The organism is Sphingopyxis sp. A083, assembly GCF_001468495.1.
GTDB classification, from domain to species: domain Bacteria; phylum Pseudomonadota; class Alphaproteobacteria; order Sphingomonadales; family Sphingomonadaceae; genus Sphingopyxis; species Sphingopyxis terrae.
The window spans coordinates 288,819-305,297 of record NZ_LNSK01000003.1; the positions used below are offsets into that span (position 1 = coordinate 288,819).

Below are 16,479 nucleotides of genomic sequence, written 5' to 3' on the forward strand. Positions count from 1 at the left end.
TGCCGGCCGACTGTACTGAGTCCATGGCAATATTTTCCGGATCGTATTGACGAACCGACGGCCCTCGCGAGTAGCGCGTCGCTTTGAACAAGTGAAGTAGGCGATAGCGCCCGTGGCATCTTTCTGACAATTTTTCCATGATTTATTAAACGTTCTTGGGTCAGAAATCATTGATTGGAGCCAGAAGTTGACGGTAGGGGCGAGGGCGAACGGGGGAGAAGAAAGCGTTCGATCGAAACGGGTTGCGACCCGTTTCCAGTCCTTGATGCGTCCGAACACGATCTTGATCTGGTTGCGGCACTTGTAGCGACCCTTGTCATATTTGACGGTGTTGTTCCCTATTTTCGCATGGCGTAAGCTCCTTCTCCTGCGAGGCGTAGCGGAGCCAGTCGGCGTTCGGACGCCGGTCGACTGGCATCCATTGCGCTTTGGGCAAACTGTCGAGAATCGGGCGGCCGTTCACATCGGCCACGGCTTGAGGCTTGGCGTTCATGCCGCCATTCGCGCGCCTGACCAGGCGTCTAGGTCCCCCTTTTTGCCCAAGGCTCAACAATGTGCAGTGGGCCTCCAAATAGGTCGCGCCGATTATGATCGTCTTGCGATCGGGGGCCTGAGATGTAGCTAGGACTTCCATCATGCGGAGGAAGGTGCTTTTGCCGCTCCACTGCTTCGAGCGATTGTAGGGCGTTTCTTGGACAAGCGCAGGACTGGCTGTGCCGGGCCGTACTCCCTCGTTGCATCGTGCCCCCTCAACCCATTACGATTGACGAAGATGATCCGGCTCAAAACTCGGCGGTCGTCAATGCACGCGCGACCACGACGCCGTGGGAAATAGGGTTGAAGACGCGCAATCTGCTCATCCGCCGGCCAGAATAAATCACTTAAATTCAGACTCTTTCGTGGCAGTCTGCATCTTAATCGCTACCGCAAATCAATGGGTCTGACCGTAACGCAACCTAGGCGAGCAGCAGTATCGTCGCTAAGGAACGGAAGACGTGGCAGGGGATGATGGATTATGGCGAGCGAGGGTGAAGGGCGAGTCGCGGACGGACGCTGGTCCTTTCTGGTCATCCTGATCGCCATTTCGGCCGCTTTCGCGCTCGTTCTGTGGCCATTTCTGACTGCTATCCTGTGGGCGATAATCGCTGCGATCCTATTCACGCCGGTCTATCGCCGCTTGCTAGCGCGCATGCCCCGCTGGCCGAACAGCGCTGCCTTGCTGACCCTGCTGCTGATCGTCGGGATCGTCATCCTGCCGGCGGCTATACTGAGCGTCGCGCTGGTCGGGGAGGCGACGGCGGTCTATCTGCGCATTCAGTCGGGCGATATCGACATTGCGCGTATTTTTGCGACCTTGTTCGCCGGACTACCCGGTTGGGCGACGACCCTGCTTGCCAACCTGGGAGTCAAGGATCTCGGCGATGCGCGCGACATCTTCGGATCGGGCGCAGCCGACGGCGTGCGCGCGATGCTCGGGCAGGCGCTGCTCTTCGGCCAGAGCCTATTCGGGTTGCTCGTGAAGTTGAGTGTTGTGCTCTATCTCGCCTTCTTCCTGCTGCGCGACGGCGATGCGCTGCAGCGCCGCGTTGCGGCCGCCGTGCCGCTGCGTGCCGATCAACTTGGCCTGCTCGTCGATCGTTTCATCGTCGTGGTGCGCGCGACCATCAAGGGCAGCATCGTTGTCGCGATCATCCAGGGGATAATCGGCGGGACGGTGCTGTGGATGCTCGGGGTCGAAGCGCCGCTGCTCTGGGGCGTGCTGATGGGCGCGGCATCGCTGATTCCCGCGGTGGGAACCGGGCTCGTCTGGGTGCCGATGGCGCTCTACCTCTTTTTCAGCGGGGCAATCTGGAAAGGGGCGGCGCTCGTTTTTTGCGGCCTCTTCGTCATTGGCATGGTCGACAATCTGCTGCGCCCGATACTAGTGGGGCGCGAGACGCGCATCCCCGATTATGTTGTGCTGATCACGACGCTGGGCGGGCTGCAATTGTTTGGGTTTCACGGCATCGTGATAGGTCCGGTGATCGCGGCGATGTTCATCGCGGTTTGGGACATCGCGGCGCAGATGCGCGGCGAGGCTCGGCCGTCGGCAGCCTAGGCCGTGAACCCATCAATCGCTGGCTGGCAACGGCAGGTTGATGCCGCAAGGAAGGTCGTTAAGATAAGGCGATGCTTTCCCTTGACGATCCTTGTTGGAGCGACCTGCAGCACGCTTACGGCAGCGCTGTTGATGTGCCGGAACTCCTGCGGGCGCTGGCTTCATCAACCGGCCCCAAGACGAGCTATCAGGACGAGCCGTGGTTCAGCCTCTGGTCGAGCCTGTGCCATCAGGGGGATGTATATACCGCTTCCTATGTTGCCGTTCCCCACATTGTGGAGATAGCAAGCCAAGTGAGGGAGCCGGTGGATTTTGGATTCTTCCAACTGCCGACCGCTATAGAGGTGGCTCGTCACACTGGACGCGGGCCTGATATCCCCGAGGCTTATGCCGACGACTATCATCGTGCGATCAAGCAACTCGTGGAAAACGTAAGCTTTCACCGAAATGAAGCTTGGGACCAGTCGATGCTCCTGTCAGCGGCGGCCGCGCAAGCTGTTGCTAAGGGGCATGTCGACGTTGCCGAAGCTCTTCTGAACTTGGACACAGACTGGATCGCCAAAATCAATAACTGCGAATTCGATTGAGCTTTCATTGCACGCCAGCTTGTGATTCAGGCTGGGCATGAGCCGATACGACCTGACCGATTTCGGGTGGCGCGTGATCGAACCGCTGTTGCCAAATAAGCCGCGAGGCGTACCGCGCGTCGACGACCGGCGGGTGTTGAACGACATCTTCTGGGTTTTGCGTTCCGGTGCGCCGTGGCGCGACCTTCCAGAACGCTATGGCCCGCGCACGACGTGCCACAATCGCTTCACCCGATGGCAAAAAGCCGGGGTCTGGGACCGGATGATGGACGCGATCACCGCTGCCCACGACGACGACATCTAAATGATCGACAGCACGTCTTTTCGCGCCCACCAGCAGGCCGCGACGGCAAAAAGGGGGATCGAGATCATTGTCTCGGTCGTTCCCGAGGCGGGCTCACCACCAAGATCCACGCGGTCGTCGATGGGCAAGGCCTCCCGATCCGGCTGAGCCTGACCGCTGGGCAAAGCCATGATGGTCAAGCCGCTGATGATTTGCTCGACCATGCCGGCGCCGGAACAATCGTGCTGGCCGACAAGGCCTATGATGCCGATCGCATTCGAGCATCCCTCCGCGAGTAAGGCGCTTTCGCCAGTATTCCGCCCAAAGCCAACCGGCGTTCGAAGCCCTATTTCAGCACGTGGCTCTATCGTGAGCGGAACCTGATTGATCGCTTCTTTTCCAAGCTAAGGCACTTCCGCCGCGTGGCAACGCGCTATGACAAGTTGGCCGAAAACTTCCTCGCCATGGTCCAACTCGCATCAATGCGCCTGTGGCTCCAGGTTTATGAGTCATCGTGTAATTGCGGCTGCTTCCTCGGGCCATTGTTGAGGCGCACACTTCTGGTTGTCGAATCCTGGAGGAAGGAAGCAGCCATGGAGAATTTTGCCGGATTAGACCTGTCGATGGAAAGCACGCAGGTCTGCATCATTGACGAAAAGGGTCGAACGCTCGCGTCGGAAAAGGTTGAAAGCAGCCCGGCTGCGATAGCTGATATGCTCGATAGACATGCTCCGCTTGCTCGTGCGGTTATCGAGACTGGCCGCATGTCGCCAGCGATCTGCCACGGCCTTCGCGAAATGGGCGTGCCGCTTGTGTGTATCGACGCCAGGCAGGCGCATCAGAGCCTCAAGGCGATGAAGGCGAACAAGACCGATCCGCATGATGCGGCGGGGCTCGCGCAATTGGCGCGAACAGGCATCTACAAGGAGGCGTTTGTCAAATCGCCGGCGGCGCATGGGGTACGTAGCGTGATCGCTGCCCGCAGCCATCTGGTTGAAGCTCGCGTCAAGCTCGATAACATGATCCGCGGCCTTTGCGCGACGTTCGGTTACCGCCCTGGCGGGGAAAGGCTTTCCTCGACCGGAACATGGAGGCGACGCACATCCGGGGCTGGGCGAGGCCATCGCCTCCTTGTTGTCGGTACGATCCGCAATCGTCGACCAGATCAAGGAGATGGATCGCCGGTTGCGTTTGATCGCCAGCCAGTCGCAGGCCTGCGAAATCCTGATGACCATCCCCGGCGTGGGCATTCAGACCTCCGCCGCCTTCGCAGCGGCGATCGATGAAGCGGGTCGGTTCCGACAATCGCGCAATGTCGGCGCCTACTTCGGACTTGTACCGCGGCGCCACCAGTCCGGTGAGATCGACTGGACGGGGCGGATCACCAAGCAGGGTGATGACGGCATGGTGCGCAAGCTGCTCTATGAAGCGGCGAACTCGATCCTCACTTGCAGCCGAGAGACCTTCGCCCTGAAGACCTGGGCGATGAAAATCGCCAAGCGCCGCGGCCTGAAGAAGGCCCGCGTCGCTCTCGCCCGCCGCCTTGCGGTCATAATGCATGCCATGCTGCGCGACGGCACTTTGTCCCGGGCATGAGATGAGGTAGAAACATCTTGCCAGCGGTGAAGCGTCACAGCTGATCCGAGGGCGGTGTCCCGCGAGGGAACGCAGGGGGCGGACGATCTGCGAAGGTTACCGGATGGGCCCAAAAGCCCGCATCGAGTCAATGCAACGTTCGCCTCTGTGAGACCCGATACAGCACGACCAGGCTCCGGCTCGGCCAGTGCGGACAGATCCATGAAACCCTCATGGGATCAACACCGCCTAAGCTCTGCAATTACAGATCTACGGCCTAGATCTTTGCTTCGAGCAGCCAGTCGTGGAACAGCTTGACCGCGGGCTGGCGCAGCGCGCGGGGGCGGCAGACGAACCAATAGCTGTAAGGGCTATCGACGTCGAAATCGAACAGACGCACTAGCCGCGGATCCTGCGCGTCGTCGAAATGATGACCGTGCATGAAAGCGACGCCGATTCCCTGCGCTGCCGCCTCGAGCATCAACGGTCCCGAATCGAAGAAGTCGGTTCCCATAGGTTCGAGATAGGGCATGCCGATTGCATTGCGCCATTCGTTGAAGGTTTCCGGCATTTCGCGATGCAGCAGGATCGTCGCGCGTTGTAGTTGTTCGGGCACCGCAATCGGGCGCTCGCCATCGGTCAGTCCGCGCGCAGCGATCGGGAACACCTTGTCCTGATCGAGCCGGGCGGCATAAAGTGCCGGATCAATCGCGCGGGCAAGCGCGATCGCGGCGTCGATGCCTTCGCCGAGCCGCGCTTCACCGTGCGAAAGCGTATCGATGTCGATGTGCAGTTCGGGATGCGCGCGGCGCAATTCGGGCAGGCGCGGGAACAGGCGCTGCTGCGCAAAGAGCGGAAGCACGTTGAGGTGCAGGCGGACCGATGCGTCGGGGCTGCCGACCTGGCCGATAACGCTGCGTAGTTCGTCGAGGATCGGCGACAGCTGGTCCTGCAGGTCGCGCCCTGCCTCGGTCAGGCGCAGCCCATGATGATGCCGATCGAACAGCGGTCGACCGACGGCATGCTCTAGCGTCTGGATACGGCGCGACAGGGCAGGCATCGACAGGCCAAGCTCGCTCGCGGCCGCCTTTACCGTGCCGTGACGAGCAACCTCCAGAAAGGCTTCCATACTGCTGAGGGGGGGAAGGCGTGGCATGATGGTGTCTCGATGGCGATGATGACATGCGTGTCAATCCCGCGCCAGACTTTTGTGCAGTGCGGCATGATTGGTCCTGACCCTAGGTTTCGTTTACATTCAGGATTTCCATTGGCGTAGGATTGTGATTCAAGCTGCTGGCTGTTTGGAGGTCGGCATGGATGGAGCGACAGGAAGTAAGCGACGCGCTTTGGGAGCGGATTGAGCCTCATTTGCCGGGCAAGGCAGGCGATCCTGGCCGGACGGGCCGAGACAATCGGCTGTTTGTCGAGGCGGTCTTGTGGCTGGCGCGGTCGGGAGCGCATTGGCGCGTTCTGCCGCAGGAGTTCGGGCGCTGGCACACGGTGTATCAGCGGTTCAACCGCTGGTGTCGCAATAGGGTCTGGGAACGGCTTTTTGCGGCGCTGAGCGATGATGCCGACTTCGAGTACATCCTCGTCGACAGCACCATCGTGCGGGCGCATCAGCATAGTGCCGGTGCCCCAAAAAAAGCGATCGATCCGAAGATCGGTTTGAAGCTCACGCGCTGGGCCGATCAAAAGGTGGCCTGAGCACCAAGATCCATGCTGCTACCGACGCTTTGGGTAACCCGGTCCGCTTCCTCCTGACAGGCGGAGAGCGCAACGACATCACCCAGATCGAAGGCCTGCTCGACGGATTGCAGGCCAGATATGTTCTCGCGGACAAGGGATATGACGGGCAGCGCGCCATGGACGCCATCGCCGCCAGCGGCGCAAAACCAGTCGTCCCGCGGCGCCGAACAACCGCGCAATGGCGCAGCTTCGACTCCCATCTCTACAAAGAACGTAATCTCATCGAACGCTTCTTCAACAAGATCAAACACTTCCGACGCATCGCAACCCGGTACGACAAACTCGCCAGAAATTACGCTGGCCTCCTCAATCTCGTCGCTGCCATCAAATGTGCTGCGTGAATGTAAACGTCGCCTAGGGGTCGCAAATCGGGAACCGCCGTCCTATCTTCGCCGTTCTGAACTCTTTGTGGGAGATTGGCGTTGGCCGACGCACCGGTAAAAGAAAAGCAGGTCAAGCTTCAGGTGGCGACGCTGCGGGCGGAAGAGAGCGGAGCCGGCATCGCCCGGATTCCGCGCACCGCAATGGCTGAACTCGGGGTGACCGAGGGCGATGTCATCCAGATCAGTGGCAAACGCGACACCGCGGCGCGTGTCGTAGCGCCCTATGCCGAGGATGAGGGGATCGAGGTAATCCGCCTCGACGGCTTGCAACGCGCCAATGCTGGCGCCGGCGCCGGCGATATGGTGCATCTGAGCCGCGTCGAGATGCGGCCCGCGACGCGCGTCGTTTTTGCGCCTGCTCAGGAAAATCTGCGGCTTCAGGGCTCGGCAAATGCGCTCAAGCGCAGTTTCTTCGGCCGTCCGCTGGTCGCCGGCGACACGGTCGCGACCGCCGGGCAACAGCGCGTTCCCGCAGGCGATATGCCGCCGCAATTGCGCCAGATGCTCAACGCGCCCGCCTATGCACTCGCCGAGGTGCGCCTGCTTGTTGTCTCGGCGAATCCGAAGGGCGTCGTGTTCATCGATGAAAGCACCGAAGTCGAACTGCTGTCCGAATATCAGGAGCCGCAGGACGCGCGGCGCACCGACGTTACCTATGACGATCTGGGCGGGCTTGGTGACACGATCAATCAGCTGCGCGAGATGGTCGAGCTGCCGCTGCGCTATCCCGAACTGTTTCAGCGGCTCGGCGTCGATCCGCCGCGCGGCGTGCTGCTCCACGGCCCGCCGGGAACCGGCAAGACGCGGCTTGCGCGCGCCGTTGCAAACGAAAGCGATGCGCAATTTTTCCTGATCAACGGGCCGGAGATCATGGGCAGCGCCTATGGCGAGTCCGAAAAGCGCCTGCGCGAGATTTTCGAGGCCGCGACCAAGGCCGCGCCGTCGATCGTCTTCATCGACGAGATCGACTCGATCGCGCCCAAGCGCGGACAGGTGACGGGCGAGGCCGAAAAGCGCATCGTCGCGCAGCTTCTGACGCTGATGGACGGGCTCGAACCGCGCACCAATCTGGTGGTGATCGCGGCAACGAACCGCCCCGATGCGATCGACGAGGCTCTGCGGCGTCCGGGCCGCTTCGATCGCGAGATCGTGATCGGGGTGCCCGATGAAAGCGGACGGCGCGAGATCCTCGCGATTCATACCCGCGGCATGCCGCTGGGCGAGGATGTCGATCTGGGCGAGCTTGCCCGCACGACGTTCGGCTTCGTCGGTGCCGACATGGCGGCGCTGACACGCGAGGCGGCGATCGAGGCCGTGCGGCGGATCATGCCCAAGCTGAACCTTGAGGAAGGGACGATTCCGCCCGAAGTGCTCGCGGAATTGCGCGTGACGCGCGACGACTTTCTGAATGCTCTGAAGCGCGTCCAGCCGTCGGCGATGCGCGAGGTGATGGTGCAGGCGCCGAAAACGCGCTGGAGCGACATCGGAGGGCTCGACGCGGCGCGCGACAAGATGATCGAGGGCATCGAACTGCCGCTCAAACATCCCGAAGCGTTCCGGCGGCTGGGTATTCGCGCGGCGAAGGGCTTTCTGCTCTATGGTCCGCCCGGTACGGGCAAGACCTTGCTGGCAAAAGCCGCAGCGCGCGAATCGGACGCGAATTTCATTGCGATCAAATCGTCGGACCTTCTGTCCAAATGGTATGGCGAGAGCGAGCAGCAGATCGCCCGGTTGTTTGCACGCGCCCGCGCCGTCGCGCCGACGATCATCTTCATCGACGAACTCGACAGCCTGGTGCCGGCGCGCGGCAGCGGAACGTCGGGCGAACCGCAGGTGACCGAGCGCGTCGTCAATACGATCCTGGCCGAGATGGACGGGATTGAGGAGATGCAGTCGGTCGTCGTCATCGGCGCGACAAACCGCCCGAACCTGATCGATCCCGCGCTGCTCCGCCCGGGGCGGCTCGACGAGCTGATTTATGTCTCGGTTCCGAATGCCGAGGGACGGAGGCGGATTCTTGAGATCCATACCGCCAAAATGCCGCTAGCCGACGATGTGTCGCTCGACACGCTCGCCGAGCGCAGCGACCGCTTTACGGGCGCCGATCTGGAGGATCTGGTGCGCCGGGCGGGGCTTGCCGCGCTCAAGCGATCGATCGCGAGCGATCTCGTCACCATGGCCGATTTCGAAGCTGCGCTGAAGGATACCCGCGCCTCGGTGACCGAGGCGATGGAGCGCGACTATGAAAAAATCCAGGGCGAGATCAAGCAGCAGGCGATGAGCGTTGATCCGATCGGCTTCTTCGCGCCCGGCATGCTGAAGCCCGTTCGCGAGCAGAAGCACGCCGACGATGCGAAGGGCTGACGTGAAGCGCCGATATTCAGATTGCGGGCTGGTCCTGTCGTAAGGCGGACCAGCCCCAAACAACGAGCCAGCCGCAAAAAGCGGCCATCAGCCCATAGCTGACCATCGGGTGCCAATTGTAGAGCAGGACGCCGATGGCGGGCGAGATGATATAGGCCGATCCGTTGATCGACGCCGTCATCCCGGCGACGCTGCCCTGGTCGCGGCGCGGGACCGAGAGCGAGGCCCCAGCGGTAAAGCCGGGGCGGAAGAGCCCGAAACCGAGCGAGGCGAGGGCGAAACCGATGACGATCGCGTGCAGATCCTGCGCCAGCCCGGTCATGAGGATGCCGACGCCGCCAAAAGCGGCACCGTACAGGACGGTGGTGCGCGGGGTCATCTTGAGCAGCGGGATGAGCCCCCATTGCGAGAGCAGCGTCGCAAAGGCGCCCGCCATCAGCACGATACCCGTAATAGCCGCGCCTTCGTCGGGCCGCAGACGCAGATGCAGCCGGTCGAGAATGAGGAAGCCGATGACGCCGAGCATCATCGCCTGCGCCTGACCGCCGAAAAATCCCGCGAGCAGCCACGGGCGCACGCGCCGGTCGCGCCAGCCGAGCGATTCCTGCTCGGCGGGATCGAGTTCATTTTCATCCTCGGCGGTCGGCTCGCCCGGCCCCGCCGAGAGCGGGTAGGAGGCGATCGCGCCGCGCGCCGCAAAGCGAGGCATATCGTCGGGAAGCCGCCAGCGCAGCATCACAAGCACCGTGAGGCCGATCAGGGCAAAGACGAGCAACGGCCCTGCAAGGCCGAAGATCGGGAGGATGAAGAAGGGCGCAACCGCGGGGCCGATCACCGTGCCAAGCCCGAAGGAGGAGGATACGAGCGACAGCGCCTGCGTGCGCTCCTCGGGATCGGTGCGTGCGGCAACATAGGCCTGGACCGCGGGCGGCGCCGCCGATCCGAAGCCGCCATAAAGACTGCGGAAGAGCGCGAAGAGAATGAAGGTCGCGCCGGCGGCGAGCCAGCCCTGGAGCCCGGCCCACAGGGTCACGCCGCACAGCGCCATCGACAGGAAAAAACCGATGATTCCGCGCGCCATCAGCACCTTGCGCCCGCGCTTGTCCGACTGGCGCGCCCAATAGGGAGCGGTGAGGACCCAGAGCAAGGCCGACCAACTGAACGCCAGGCTGACCCAGACGTCGGGGATGTGAAGCTTGGCGCCGATGGCGGGAAGGATCGACTGCATCGCAGTATTGCCGGCGGCGGCGACGAGCATGATGGCGAAGAGGACTGCCATGCGATCGGCCGGAATCGAGCGCGTCATATTGCTCAATTCGTCCTCCCCCTGTTTTCCAACCATTTACCGCAAGTGCCTGTTTCCCTACACGCCGCCGGGCGTCTGTCCAGTGTCAAGACAGACTCTTTTCTTGCGCCGCCGCCACGATTTTGCCACTCCACCAAGAACCGCAACAACGCGAAAGCCATCATGACCAATCCGCGGGCGCAGGCCCAAGAATCGAAAATCGCGATGTCCCGTCGGATCCGCGAGAGGCTGAAGCGATTTTTTGGCCCTTGGGGTATGTTCGTGAAGGGATTCATCAAGCATCCCGTCATGGTCGGGTCGATCGTGCCCTCGTCACCGACGCTGATCCGCCACATGCTGCGCCCCGTCGACTGGAAGAATACCAAGCTGTTCGTCGAATATGGCCCCGGCGTCGGCACCTTTTGCCGCCCGGTGCTCGAACGGCTGGCGGGCGATGCGATGCTGATCGCGATCGACACGAACGAGGATTTCATCGCCTATCTGCGCAAGGAGATCCGCGACAGCCGCTTCGTCGCGGTGCATGGTTCGGCCGCGGACGTCGAAGAAATCGTCAAGGCGCACGGCTTCGACAAGGCCGATTATGTGCTGTCGGGTCTGCCCTTTTCGACGCTCCCGGCGGGCGTCGGGCCGGCAATCGCGGCAGCGACGCACCGCGTGCTGCGCCCGGGCGGGGCCTTCCTCGTCTATCAGTTCCGCGCCCGCGCGCGCGATTTTCTCGCGGCACATTTCAAGCGCATCGATAATGCCTTCGAATGGATCAATGTCCCGCCCTGTTTCCTGTTCTGGGGCTGGAAAGACTGAGCGCCGTCAAAGCTCGGGATCGGGTTCGGCAAGCCCGAAATTTAGCCGCCGCGATACCGTATAATCAGCGATGCCCACCACGAACCAGGCAAGCGTCCAGCGCAGGCGCGTCAGCCAGCCGGCGCGAGCCTTGTGCGTTTCGGCGGTGATCACGTCGCAATCCTCTTCGAGTCCCGCAACGAAACCGCGCATGCGCTGTGCAAAGTCCGCATCCGCGATCCGCACCATGATCTCGACATTCACGAACAGGCTGCGCACGTCGAAATTGGCCGATCCGATATAGACGATGTCGTCGATGACGATCAGCTTCATGTGCAATTTGCACGGCCGATACTCCCAAACCGCTCCGCCTTTGCGCAGAAGATAGCCGTAGAGCAGACGCGAGGCGCCGATCGTCGCAGCATTGTCCGATTTGCTTGCCATGACGAAACGCGCGCGCCCGAAGCGCGCGACGTGCCCGAGCCGGCGCAACATCCCCTGCGTCGGCGAGAAATAGGCCATCGCCATGTCGAGTTGCCGCGCCCCCTCGAGATCGGCGCGCACGGCGCGCGCCCATGGTGAGAGGCGCTGCGTCGGTCCGCCGACAAGCCAGGTTACGGCGCTATTTTCGACCGGCCATTCGCGGATCAGCCGCCGGAGCATGAGGAGTTTGCCGTCGTGGTTGACGGCATAGTCGTGGATCTGCGCGAACCACTCGACGGCGCTCGCGACGCTCGGCCCGCGCAGGATCATCCCCAGATCGAACCAGCAGTCGGCGCGCGGCGCGCTAAGATAGTCGTCGGAAATGTTGAAGCCGCCGGTGATCGCGATATCGCCGTCGATCATGATCAGTTTTTGATGGTTGCGGATCAGATAGCTCGAACGCCAGCGGCGCGAGAAATAGGTCACTTCGCCACCCGCGTCGCGCAGCGGCACGAAGATGCTGTCGGACGTGTTCGACGATCCGAAACTGTCGACGACCGCGCGCACGCGGACGCCGCGCCGCGCCGCGCGGGCAAGCGCGTCGAGCACGTCGGTCCCCGCGCTATCGCCCTCGAAGATATACATGACGAGGTCGATGCTGCGGATCGCGCTATTGATCAGGGCGAGCAACCGTTCGAGCCGCGCGGCGCCGTCGAACAGCAGCTCGATCCGGTGCCCCGCCACATCGGCGCTCCAATGCAATCGCTCGCGGGCAGGGGCAGGGGGCTCGGTCATCCTGCGCCTGTCATAAGCAGGAGCCGCGAAGCGCCGCAAGCACCCCGGTTTTGTTGACATATCGGGCGCTGCCTGCTAGCGCGCAGCGCTTGCCGCCATGCCCATCGGGCTGGCCTCTCCTCATCTAAGGAAACAAGATGGCCCGCGTTACCGTCGAAGATTGCGTCGACAAAGTTCCCAACCGTTTCGATCTGGTGCTGCTTTCGGCGCATCGCGCCCGCGAAATTTCGGGCGGCTCGGAGCTGACCATCGATCGCGATCGCGACAAGAATCCGGTCGTCGCGCTGCGCGAGATCGCCGAACAGACGATCCGCCCCGTCGACCTCAAGGACGCGCTCACCGGATCGCTGCAGAAGGTTGTCGTCGACGATGACGATACGCCCGATGAAATCAGCTCGATCGCCCGCTCGGCCGAGGCGCTTCGCCTCACCGCGGCCGCGCCGCCGCGCAGTCCCGCAGGTGGCGGCGCCGATTTCGACTAAGATCGGCGAAAGCACTACCGAAAGGGGCTGCGGGAAGCCGCGGCCCCTTTTCGTTTCCGGGGCGCCTTGGCGGCGCGCTCAGGGAAGCTGCGTGAGTTCGGCGACGCGGATCGCGCGCGAGGCGAGCATCGGTTCGATAATGATGCCGATGCGCCGTGCACGCGGTGACGCGACCTCGACATTATAGAGGCTGTTCGCGACGACATCGGCGATCTGCACGCCTTCCGAGCGGCGGCTGTCGGCGAGCGACGCGCGGCCCCAGCCGCCGAGCCCGGTCTGGATCGCCTCGCGGACATTTTCGAGAATTTTGGGATCGTAGCGGCCGTCGTCGATCACCACGTCGCTGCACACGCCGCCGGTTTCGGGAAGCCAGCTTCCGATCGCGAGATCGAGAAGCGCCGCGTAGAGTGCAAGATCGCTTGTCGGCTGGCCGTTGGCCGGCGGCTGGAGCCGCGCGCGTTTGGCGACGGCCACCCAGGCGCGTCCGCCCGCCCGGTCGAAAAGTTCGAGGAGATAGGCACGCTCGGTCAGGCAGATACGGCTGCCCTTGAGTTCGCCGCGCAGGCCCGTCACGGCGCGAAAGCGGGCATGGATTTGCGCCGCGGCTTCGGAGGTAAGCATCACCGCGGCAAAAGTCATCGCGCCGGCATTGAGGCCGCCCGATTCGTCGCAATAGATGGTCATGCCTGCGCCGCGCCCCGTACGTCGATCATTTGACGCGGCCGAAAAAGGCAACCGAGCGCGATCCGCCTGCCGGTACGGCGGTGCTCCAGAGCCAGCGGACATGGGTCACGTCGGTATCCGTCGCCGCGCGCGGCGACCCATCGGCGCCCGGGAGGGTGAGTCCCGCAAGATCGCCGAAGCTCTTGCCGCCGTCGACCGAGACGCTGAAATCGGCGCGGTCGTCGGTGCCGTCGAAAACTAGCCCTGCGGGGATCGGGTTGACGATGCGAACCCCCGTCGCCGGGCTGAGCCCGGGATTGGCGAACAGCAGTGTGACGCGCACGCGGTCGCCGGGAACGACGACGTCCGGTGCGACGTAGGATTTGACGGGCTTGGCGCTGTCGGCGCCGCTCACCTTCTCGAGTTCCACAGTCGAGGTCAGCGCACCCTTTTCCTGCGCGGCGGCCATGGGCGCGGCGGCGCCAAGGCCCGCCGCGAGAATATATGCGAAAAGCCTGCCGCGCATCATCTGGTCCTTAGAATGTTGGAAATCGGCCTAGTCAAGCGGGGCAGGGATAGCGTTTCCGCATCAACCCGTCGAACGCCATGTTGATCGTCGTGCGGCTGCGGCTCTGCGGCGGATAGGTGCGAAGATGCGCGAGCCATTGCTCGGGGGTCAGCGTGCCGCTTTTCGGCGGACAGCTCGCCGATTTGCGTCCCGCTTTGCGGTCGGCCTCGATCCGCGCCTGATAGCGCTTGCCTGCCGCGATGACCTCGCCCTTGAGCTGGTCCGTCTCGGGCATGGCGAGTGCGAGCGGCCCAAGCCGCTGCAACGCTTCGGCGCGCTGCAGGAAGGTCGCGACGCTCATGTCACCGGGCGACGCCGCGGTCAGAACTAGCCCGGATGCCAGAGCCGCCGAAACCAGTCCCATGCGCTGCATCCTGCCGTTCATCATGTCGCCGAAATTCCTTCGGCGCCCTGAATACCGGCTGAATCGACGGTCGTCACGCGCCCTGAGGATGCGTGTCGCCGAAGGGGCGCGGTTTGCGCTTGATCTGCGGCAGGCCGCCGGCATGACCCTGAATGGGGGCGCCGGGCTTGTTCGCGTCGCTGTCGCGGCCGATGTCCTCGCCCTTGATCGCGCGGCGCGCTTCCTCGCCCGAGAGCGTCTCATATTCGAGCAGCGCTCCTGCAAGCAGATGCAGCTCGTCGAGATGGTCGGTGAGCACCTTGCGCGCCGTCTTCTCGCCGTCCTCGACGAGGCGGCGAACTTCGGCGTCGATCAGCTTGGCCGTTTCTTCCGACATGTTCTGCGCGCGCGAAACGCTGTGGCCGAGGAATACCTCGTCCTGATTGTCTCGGTAGCGCAGCCAGCCGAGCTTGTCGGACATGCCATATTCCATGACCATCGAGCGCGCCATGTCAGTCGCCTGCTGGATGTCGTTCGACGCACCGGTGTTGAGCTCATCCTTGCCGTAGATGAGCTGCTCGGCGATGCGGCCGCCGAAGCAGAGCGCGAGGCGTGCCTTCATCTGCTTCATGCTCATCGAATAGCGGTCGCGTTCGGGCAGGTTCCACGTGACCCCCAGCGCGCGGCCGCGCGGGATGATCGTCACCTTGTGCAGCGGATCATTATGCTCGACGTGAATCGACACGAGCGCGTGGCCGGCCTCGTGATAGGCGGTGGCCTTCTTTTCGTCCTCGGTCATCACCATCGAACGGCGTTCGGCGCCCATCAGCACCTTGTCCTTGGCTTCCTCGAACTCGCTCGACGCAATCAGGCGCTTGCCCTTGCGGGCCGCGAGCAGTGCGGCTTCGTTGGCAAGATTGGCAAGGTCGGCACCCGAAAAGCCGGGCGTGCCCCGCGCGATGCGGCGCAGGTCGACGTCGGGCGCGAGCGGCTTCTTGCGCGTGTGAACCTCGAGGATCTTCTGGCGGCCTTCGATGTCGGGGCGCGGGACGACGACCTGGCGGTCGAAGCGGCCCGGACGCAGCAGCGCCGGATCGAGCACATCGGGGCGGTTGGTCGCAGCGACGATGATGATGCCCTCGTTCGCTTCGAAGCCGTCCATTTCGACGAGCAGCTGGTTGAGCGTCTGTTCGCGCTCGTCATTGCCGTTGCCAAGGCCGGCACCGCGATGCCGGCCGACCGCGTCGATTTCGTCGATGAAGACGATACACGGCGCATTGCGCTTGGCCTGCTCGAACATGTCGCGCACGCGGCTCGCGCCGACGCCGACGAACATTTCGACGAAATCGGAACCCGAGATGGTGAAGAAGGGGACGCCGGCTTCACCCGCGATCGCGCGGGCAAGCAACGTCTTGCCGGTGCCCGGTGAGCCGACGAGCAGCGCGCCCTTCGGGATCTGGCCGCCGAGCTTGGAAAATTTGCTCGGATCTTTGAGGAATTCTACGATTTCCTGCAGTTCTTCGCGCGCCTCGTCGATGCCGGCGACATCGTCGAAGGTCACGCGGCCCTGCTTCTCGGTGAGCATCTTCGCGCGGCTCTTGCCGAAGCCCATCGCGCCCGACCCGTTATTTTTCTGAACCTGGCGGAAAACGAAGAAAGCGATGCCGAGGATCAGCATGAAAGGCAGCGCCTGGATCAGCAGATAGACCCAGATATTGCCCTGGTCGGTCGGCTTGCCGTCATATTTGACGCCATTGTCGTTGAGCAGCTTGAGCAGTTCGGGATCGCGGACGATATTGGCCGAGAAGTTTTCGCCATTGGTCAGCTTGCCGGAAACGCGGTCATCGGAAAGGACGACTTCTTTCACGGCGCCTTCCTGAACCTTCTCACGGAATTCCGAATAGGCCATCGGCGAACCGGTGCCCTGCGAGGCGCCGCCGAACATCGACGCGACGAGGAGCATGGCAAGCAGGATGCCGCTCCAGATCATCACGCTCTTCATCCAGGGGTTGCCCTGCGGTTCCTTGTCGTCCTGCATTCGGAAAATATCCCAATCAACGCCAGCATCGCGAGAAGCCGC

Annotated in this window: 12 protein-coding genes and 4 pseudogenes; 8 read left to right on the plus strand and 8 right to left on the minus strand. The window is 62.9% G+C overall.

Annotated elements, in window-relative coordinates; translation table 11 throughout:
* Positions 1-177: 177 nt before the first annotated feature.
* Positions 178-891: pseudogene (locus ATE59_RS17560) on the minus strand (IS5/IS1182 family transposase); the annotation flags it as partial.
* A 124-nt stretch (positions 892-1,015) separates the two neighbouring features.
* Between ATE59_RS17560 and ATE59_RS08665 the strand changes: the two are divergent.
* The 4 genes and pseudogenes from ATE59_RS08665 (at position 1,016) to ATE59_RS08685 (ending at position 4,564) form a co-directional block, all read left to right on the plus strand.
* On the plus strand, positions 1,016-2,098 hold the full coding sequence (locus tag ATE59_RS08665; RefSeq protein WP_058812068.1) for an AI-2E family transporter: 1,083 nt from the start codon (positions 1,016-1,018) through the stop codon (positions 2,096-2,098).
* 71 nt (positions 2,099-2,169) lie between these two features.
* Entirely contained in the window at positions 2,170-2,685 is a 516-nt protein-coding gene (locus ATE59_RS08670) for a hypothetical protein (RefSeq protein ID WP_058812069.1), read from the plus strand.
* A gap of 37 nt (positions 2,686-2,722) precedes the next feature.
* Positions 2,723-3,468 (plus strand): annotated as a pseudogene (locus ATE59_RS17565) (IS5 family transposase); the annotation flags it as partial.
* Positions 3,469-3,561: 93 nt separating this feature from the next.
* Positions 3,562-4,564: pseudogene (locus ATE59_RS08685) on the plus strand (IS110 family transposase).
* A 256-nt stretch (positions 4,565-4,820) separates the two neighbouring features.
* Here the strand turns inward: ATE59_RS08685 and ATE59_RS08690 are convergent.
* Positions 4,821-5,699 (minus strand): LysR substrate-binding domain-containing protein, encoded by an 879-nt coding sequence (locus tag ATE59_RS08690; protein WP_040590058.1) that lies wholly within the window; start codon positions 5,697-5,699, stop codon positions 4,821-4,823.
* Positions 5,700-5,860: 161 nt separating this feature from the next.
* Between ATE59_RS08690 and ATE59_RS17570 the strand changes: the two are divergent.
* Positions 5,861-6,633: pseudogene (locus tag ATE59_RS17570) on the plus strand (IS5 family transposase).
* A 75-nt stretch (positions 6,634-6,708) separates the two neighbouring features.
* Positions 6,709-9,039, plus strand: coding sequence for a CDC48 family AAA ATPase (locus ATE59_RS08705; RefSeq protein ID WP_443029278.1), 2,331 nt, complete (start codon positions 6,709-6,711; stop codon positions 9,037-9,039).
* Between the two features lie 16 nt (positions 9,040-9,055).
* Here the strand turns inward: ATE59_RS08705 and ATE59_RS08710 are convergent, their stop codons facing one another.
* Complete coding sequence (locus ATE59_RS08710) at positions 9,056-10,381, minus strand: MFS transporter (protein WP_058812074.1); 1,326 nt, start codon at positions 10,379-10,381, stop codon at positions 9,056-9,058.
* A gap of 168 nt (positions 10,382-10,549) precedes the next feature.
* On the opposite strand from ATE59_RS08710, the gene ATE59_RS08715 reads away from it, so the two are divergent.
* Entirely contained in the window at positions 10,550-11,146 is a 597-nt protein-coding gene (locus ATE59_RS08715) for a class I SAM-dependent methyltransferase (RefSeq protein WP_058812157.1), read from the plus strand.
* 6 nt (positions 11,147-11,152) lie between these two features.
* Here ATE59_RS08715 and ATE59_RS08720 read toward each other — a convergent pair whose 3' ends face one another.
* On the minus strand, positions 11,153-12,343 hold the full coding sequence (locus ATE59_RS08720) for a phospholipase D-like domain-containing protein (RefSeq protein WP_058812075.1): 1,191 nt from the start codon (positions 12,341-12,343) through the stop codon (positions 11,153-11,155).
* 137 nt (positions 12,344-12,480) lie between these two features.
* On the opposite strand from ATE59_RS08720, the gene rpoZ reads away from it, so the two are divergent.
* Positions 12,481-12,825: a DNA-directed RNA polymerase subunit omega gene (gene rpoZ, locus ATE59_RS08725; RefSeq protein WP_003044837.1), complete on the plus strand. Its 345-nt coding sequence runs from the start codon at positions 12,481-12,483 to the stop codon at positions 12,823-12,825.
* Positions 12,826-12,903: 78 nt separating this feature from the next.
* Here rpoZ and ATE59_RS08730 read toward each other — a convergent pair whose 3' ends face one another.
* From ATE59_RS08730 to ftsH, 4 genes are read right to left on the minus strand one after another with little or no spacing between them, the layout of a single operon-like run.
* A complete protein-coding gene (locus ATE59_RS08730) occupies positions 12,904-13,509 on the minus strand; it encodes a DUF3800 domain-containing protein (protein WP_058812076.1) in 606 nt (201 codons plus the stop codon).
* Positions 13,510-13,534: 25 nt separating this feature from the next.
* Positions 13,535-14,017, minus strand: a complete 483-nt coding sequence (locus ATE59_RS08735) for a hypothetical protein (protein ID WP_058812077.1) — start codon at positions 14,015-14,017, stop codon at positions 13,535-13,537.
* A 31-nt stretch (positions 14,018-14,048) separates the two neighbouring features.
* Positions 14,049-14,444 carry a hypothetical protein gene (locus ATE59_RS08740; RefSeq protein ID WP_058812078.1) on the minus strand — a complete coding sequence of 132 codons (396 nt, stop codon included), beginning with the start codon at positions 14,442-14,444 and terminating at the stop codon, positions 14,049-14,051.
* A gap of 49 nt (positions 14,445-14,493) precedes the next feature.
* Complete coding sequence (gene ftsH / locus ATE59_RS08745; RefSeq protein ID WP_058812079.1) at positions 14,494-16,437, minus strand: ATP-dependent zinc metalloprotease FtsH; 1,944 nt, start codon at positions 16,435-16,437, stop codon at positions 14,494-14,496.
* Between the last annotated feature and the right edge of the window lie 42 nt (positions 16,438-16,479).

Excerpts from the sequence above, each read along its gene's own strand:
- ATE59_RS08720 (WP_058812075.1), bottom strand. The coding sequence starts at position 12,343 with ATGACCGAGCCCCCTGCCCCTGCCCGCGAGCGATTGCATTGGAGCGCC.
- ATE59_RS08670 (WP_058812069.1), top strand. The coding sequence starts at position 2,170 with ATGCTTTCCCTTGACGATCCTTGTTGGAGCGACCTGCAGCACGCTTAC.
- ftsH (WP_058812079.1), bottom strand. The coding sequence starts at position 16,437 with ATGCAGGACGACAAGGAACCGCAGGGCAACCCCTGGATGAAGAGCGTG.
- ATE59_RS08665 (WP_058812068.1), top strand. The coding sequence starts at position 1,016 with ATGGCGAGCGAGGGTGAAGGGCGAGTCGCGGACGGACGCTGGTCCTTT.
- ATE59_RS08710 (WP_058812074.1), bottom strand. The coding sequence starts at position 10,381 with ATGGTTGGAAAACAGGGGGAGGACGAATTGAGCAATATGACGCGCTCG.
- ATE59_RS08735 (WP_058812077.1), bottom strand. The coding sequence starts at position 14,017 with ATGATGCGCGGCAGGCTTTTCGCATATATTCTCGCGGCGGGCCTTGGC.
- ATE59_RS08740 (WP_058812078.1), bottom strand. The coding sequence starts at position 14,444 with ATGATGAACGGCAGGATGCAGCGCATGGGACTGGTTTCGGCGGCTCTG.
- rpoZ (WP_003044837.1), top strand. The coding sequence starts at position 12,481 with ATGGCCCGCGTTACCGTCGAAGATTGCGTCGACAAAGTTCCCAACCGT.
- ATE59_RS08715 (WP_058812157.1), top strand. The coding sequence starts at position 10,550 with ATGTCCCGTCGGATCCGCGAGAGGCTGAAGCGATTTTTTGGCCCTTGG.
- ATE59_RS08730 (WP_058812076.1), bottom strand. The coding sequence starts at position 13,509 with ATGACCATCTATTGCGACGAATCGGGCGGCCTCAATGCCGGCGCGATG.
- ATE59_RS08690 (WP_040590058.1), bottom strand. The coding sequence starts at position 5,699 with ATGCCACGCCTTCCCCCCCTCAGCAGTATGGAAGCCTTTCTGGAGGTT.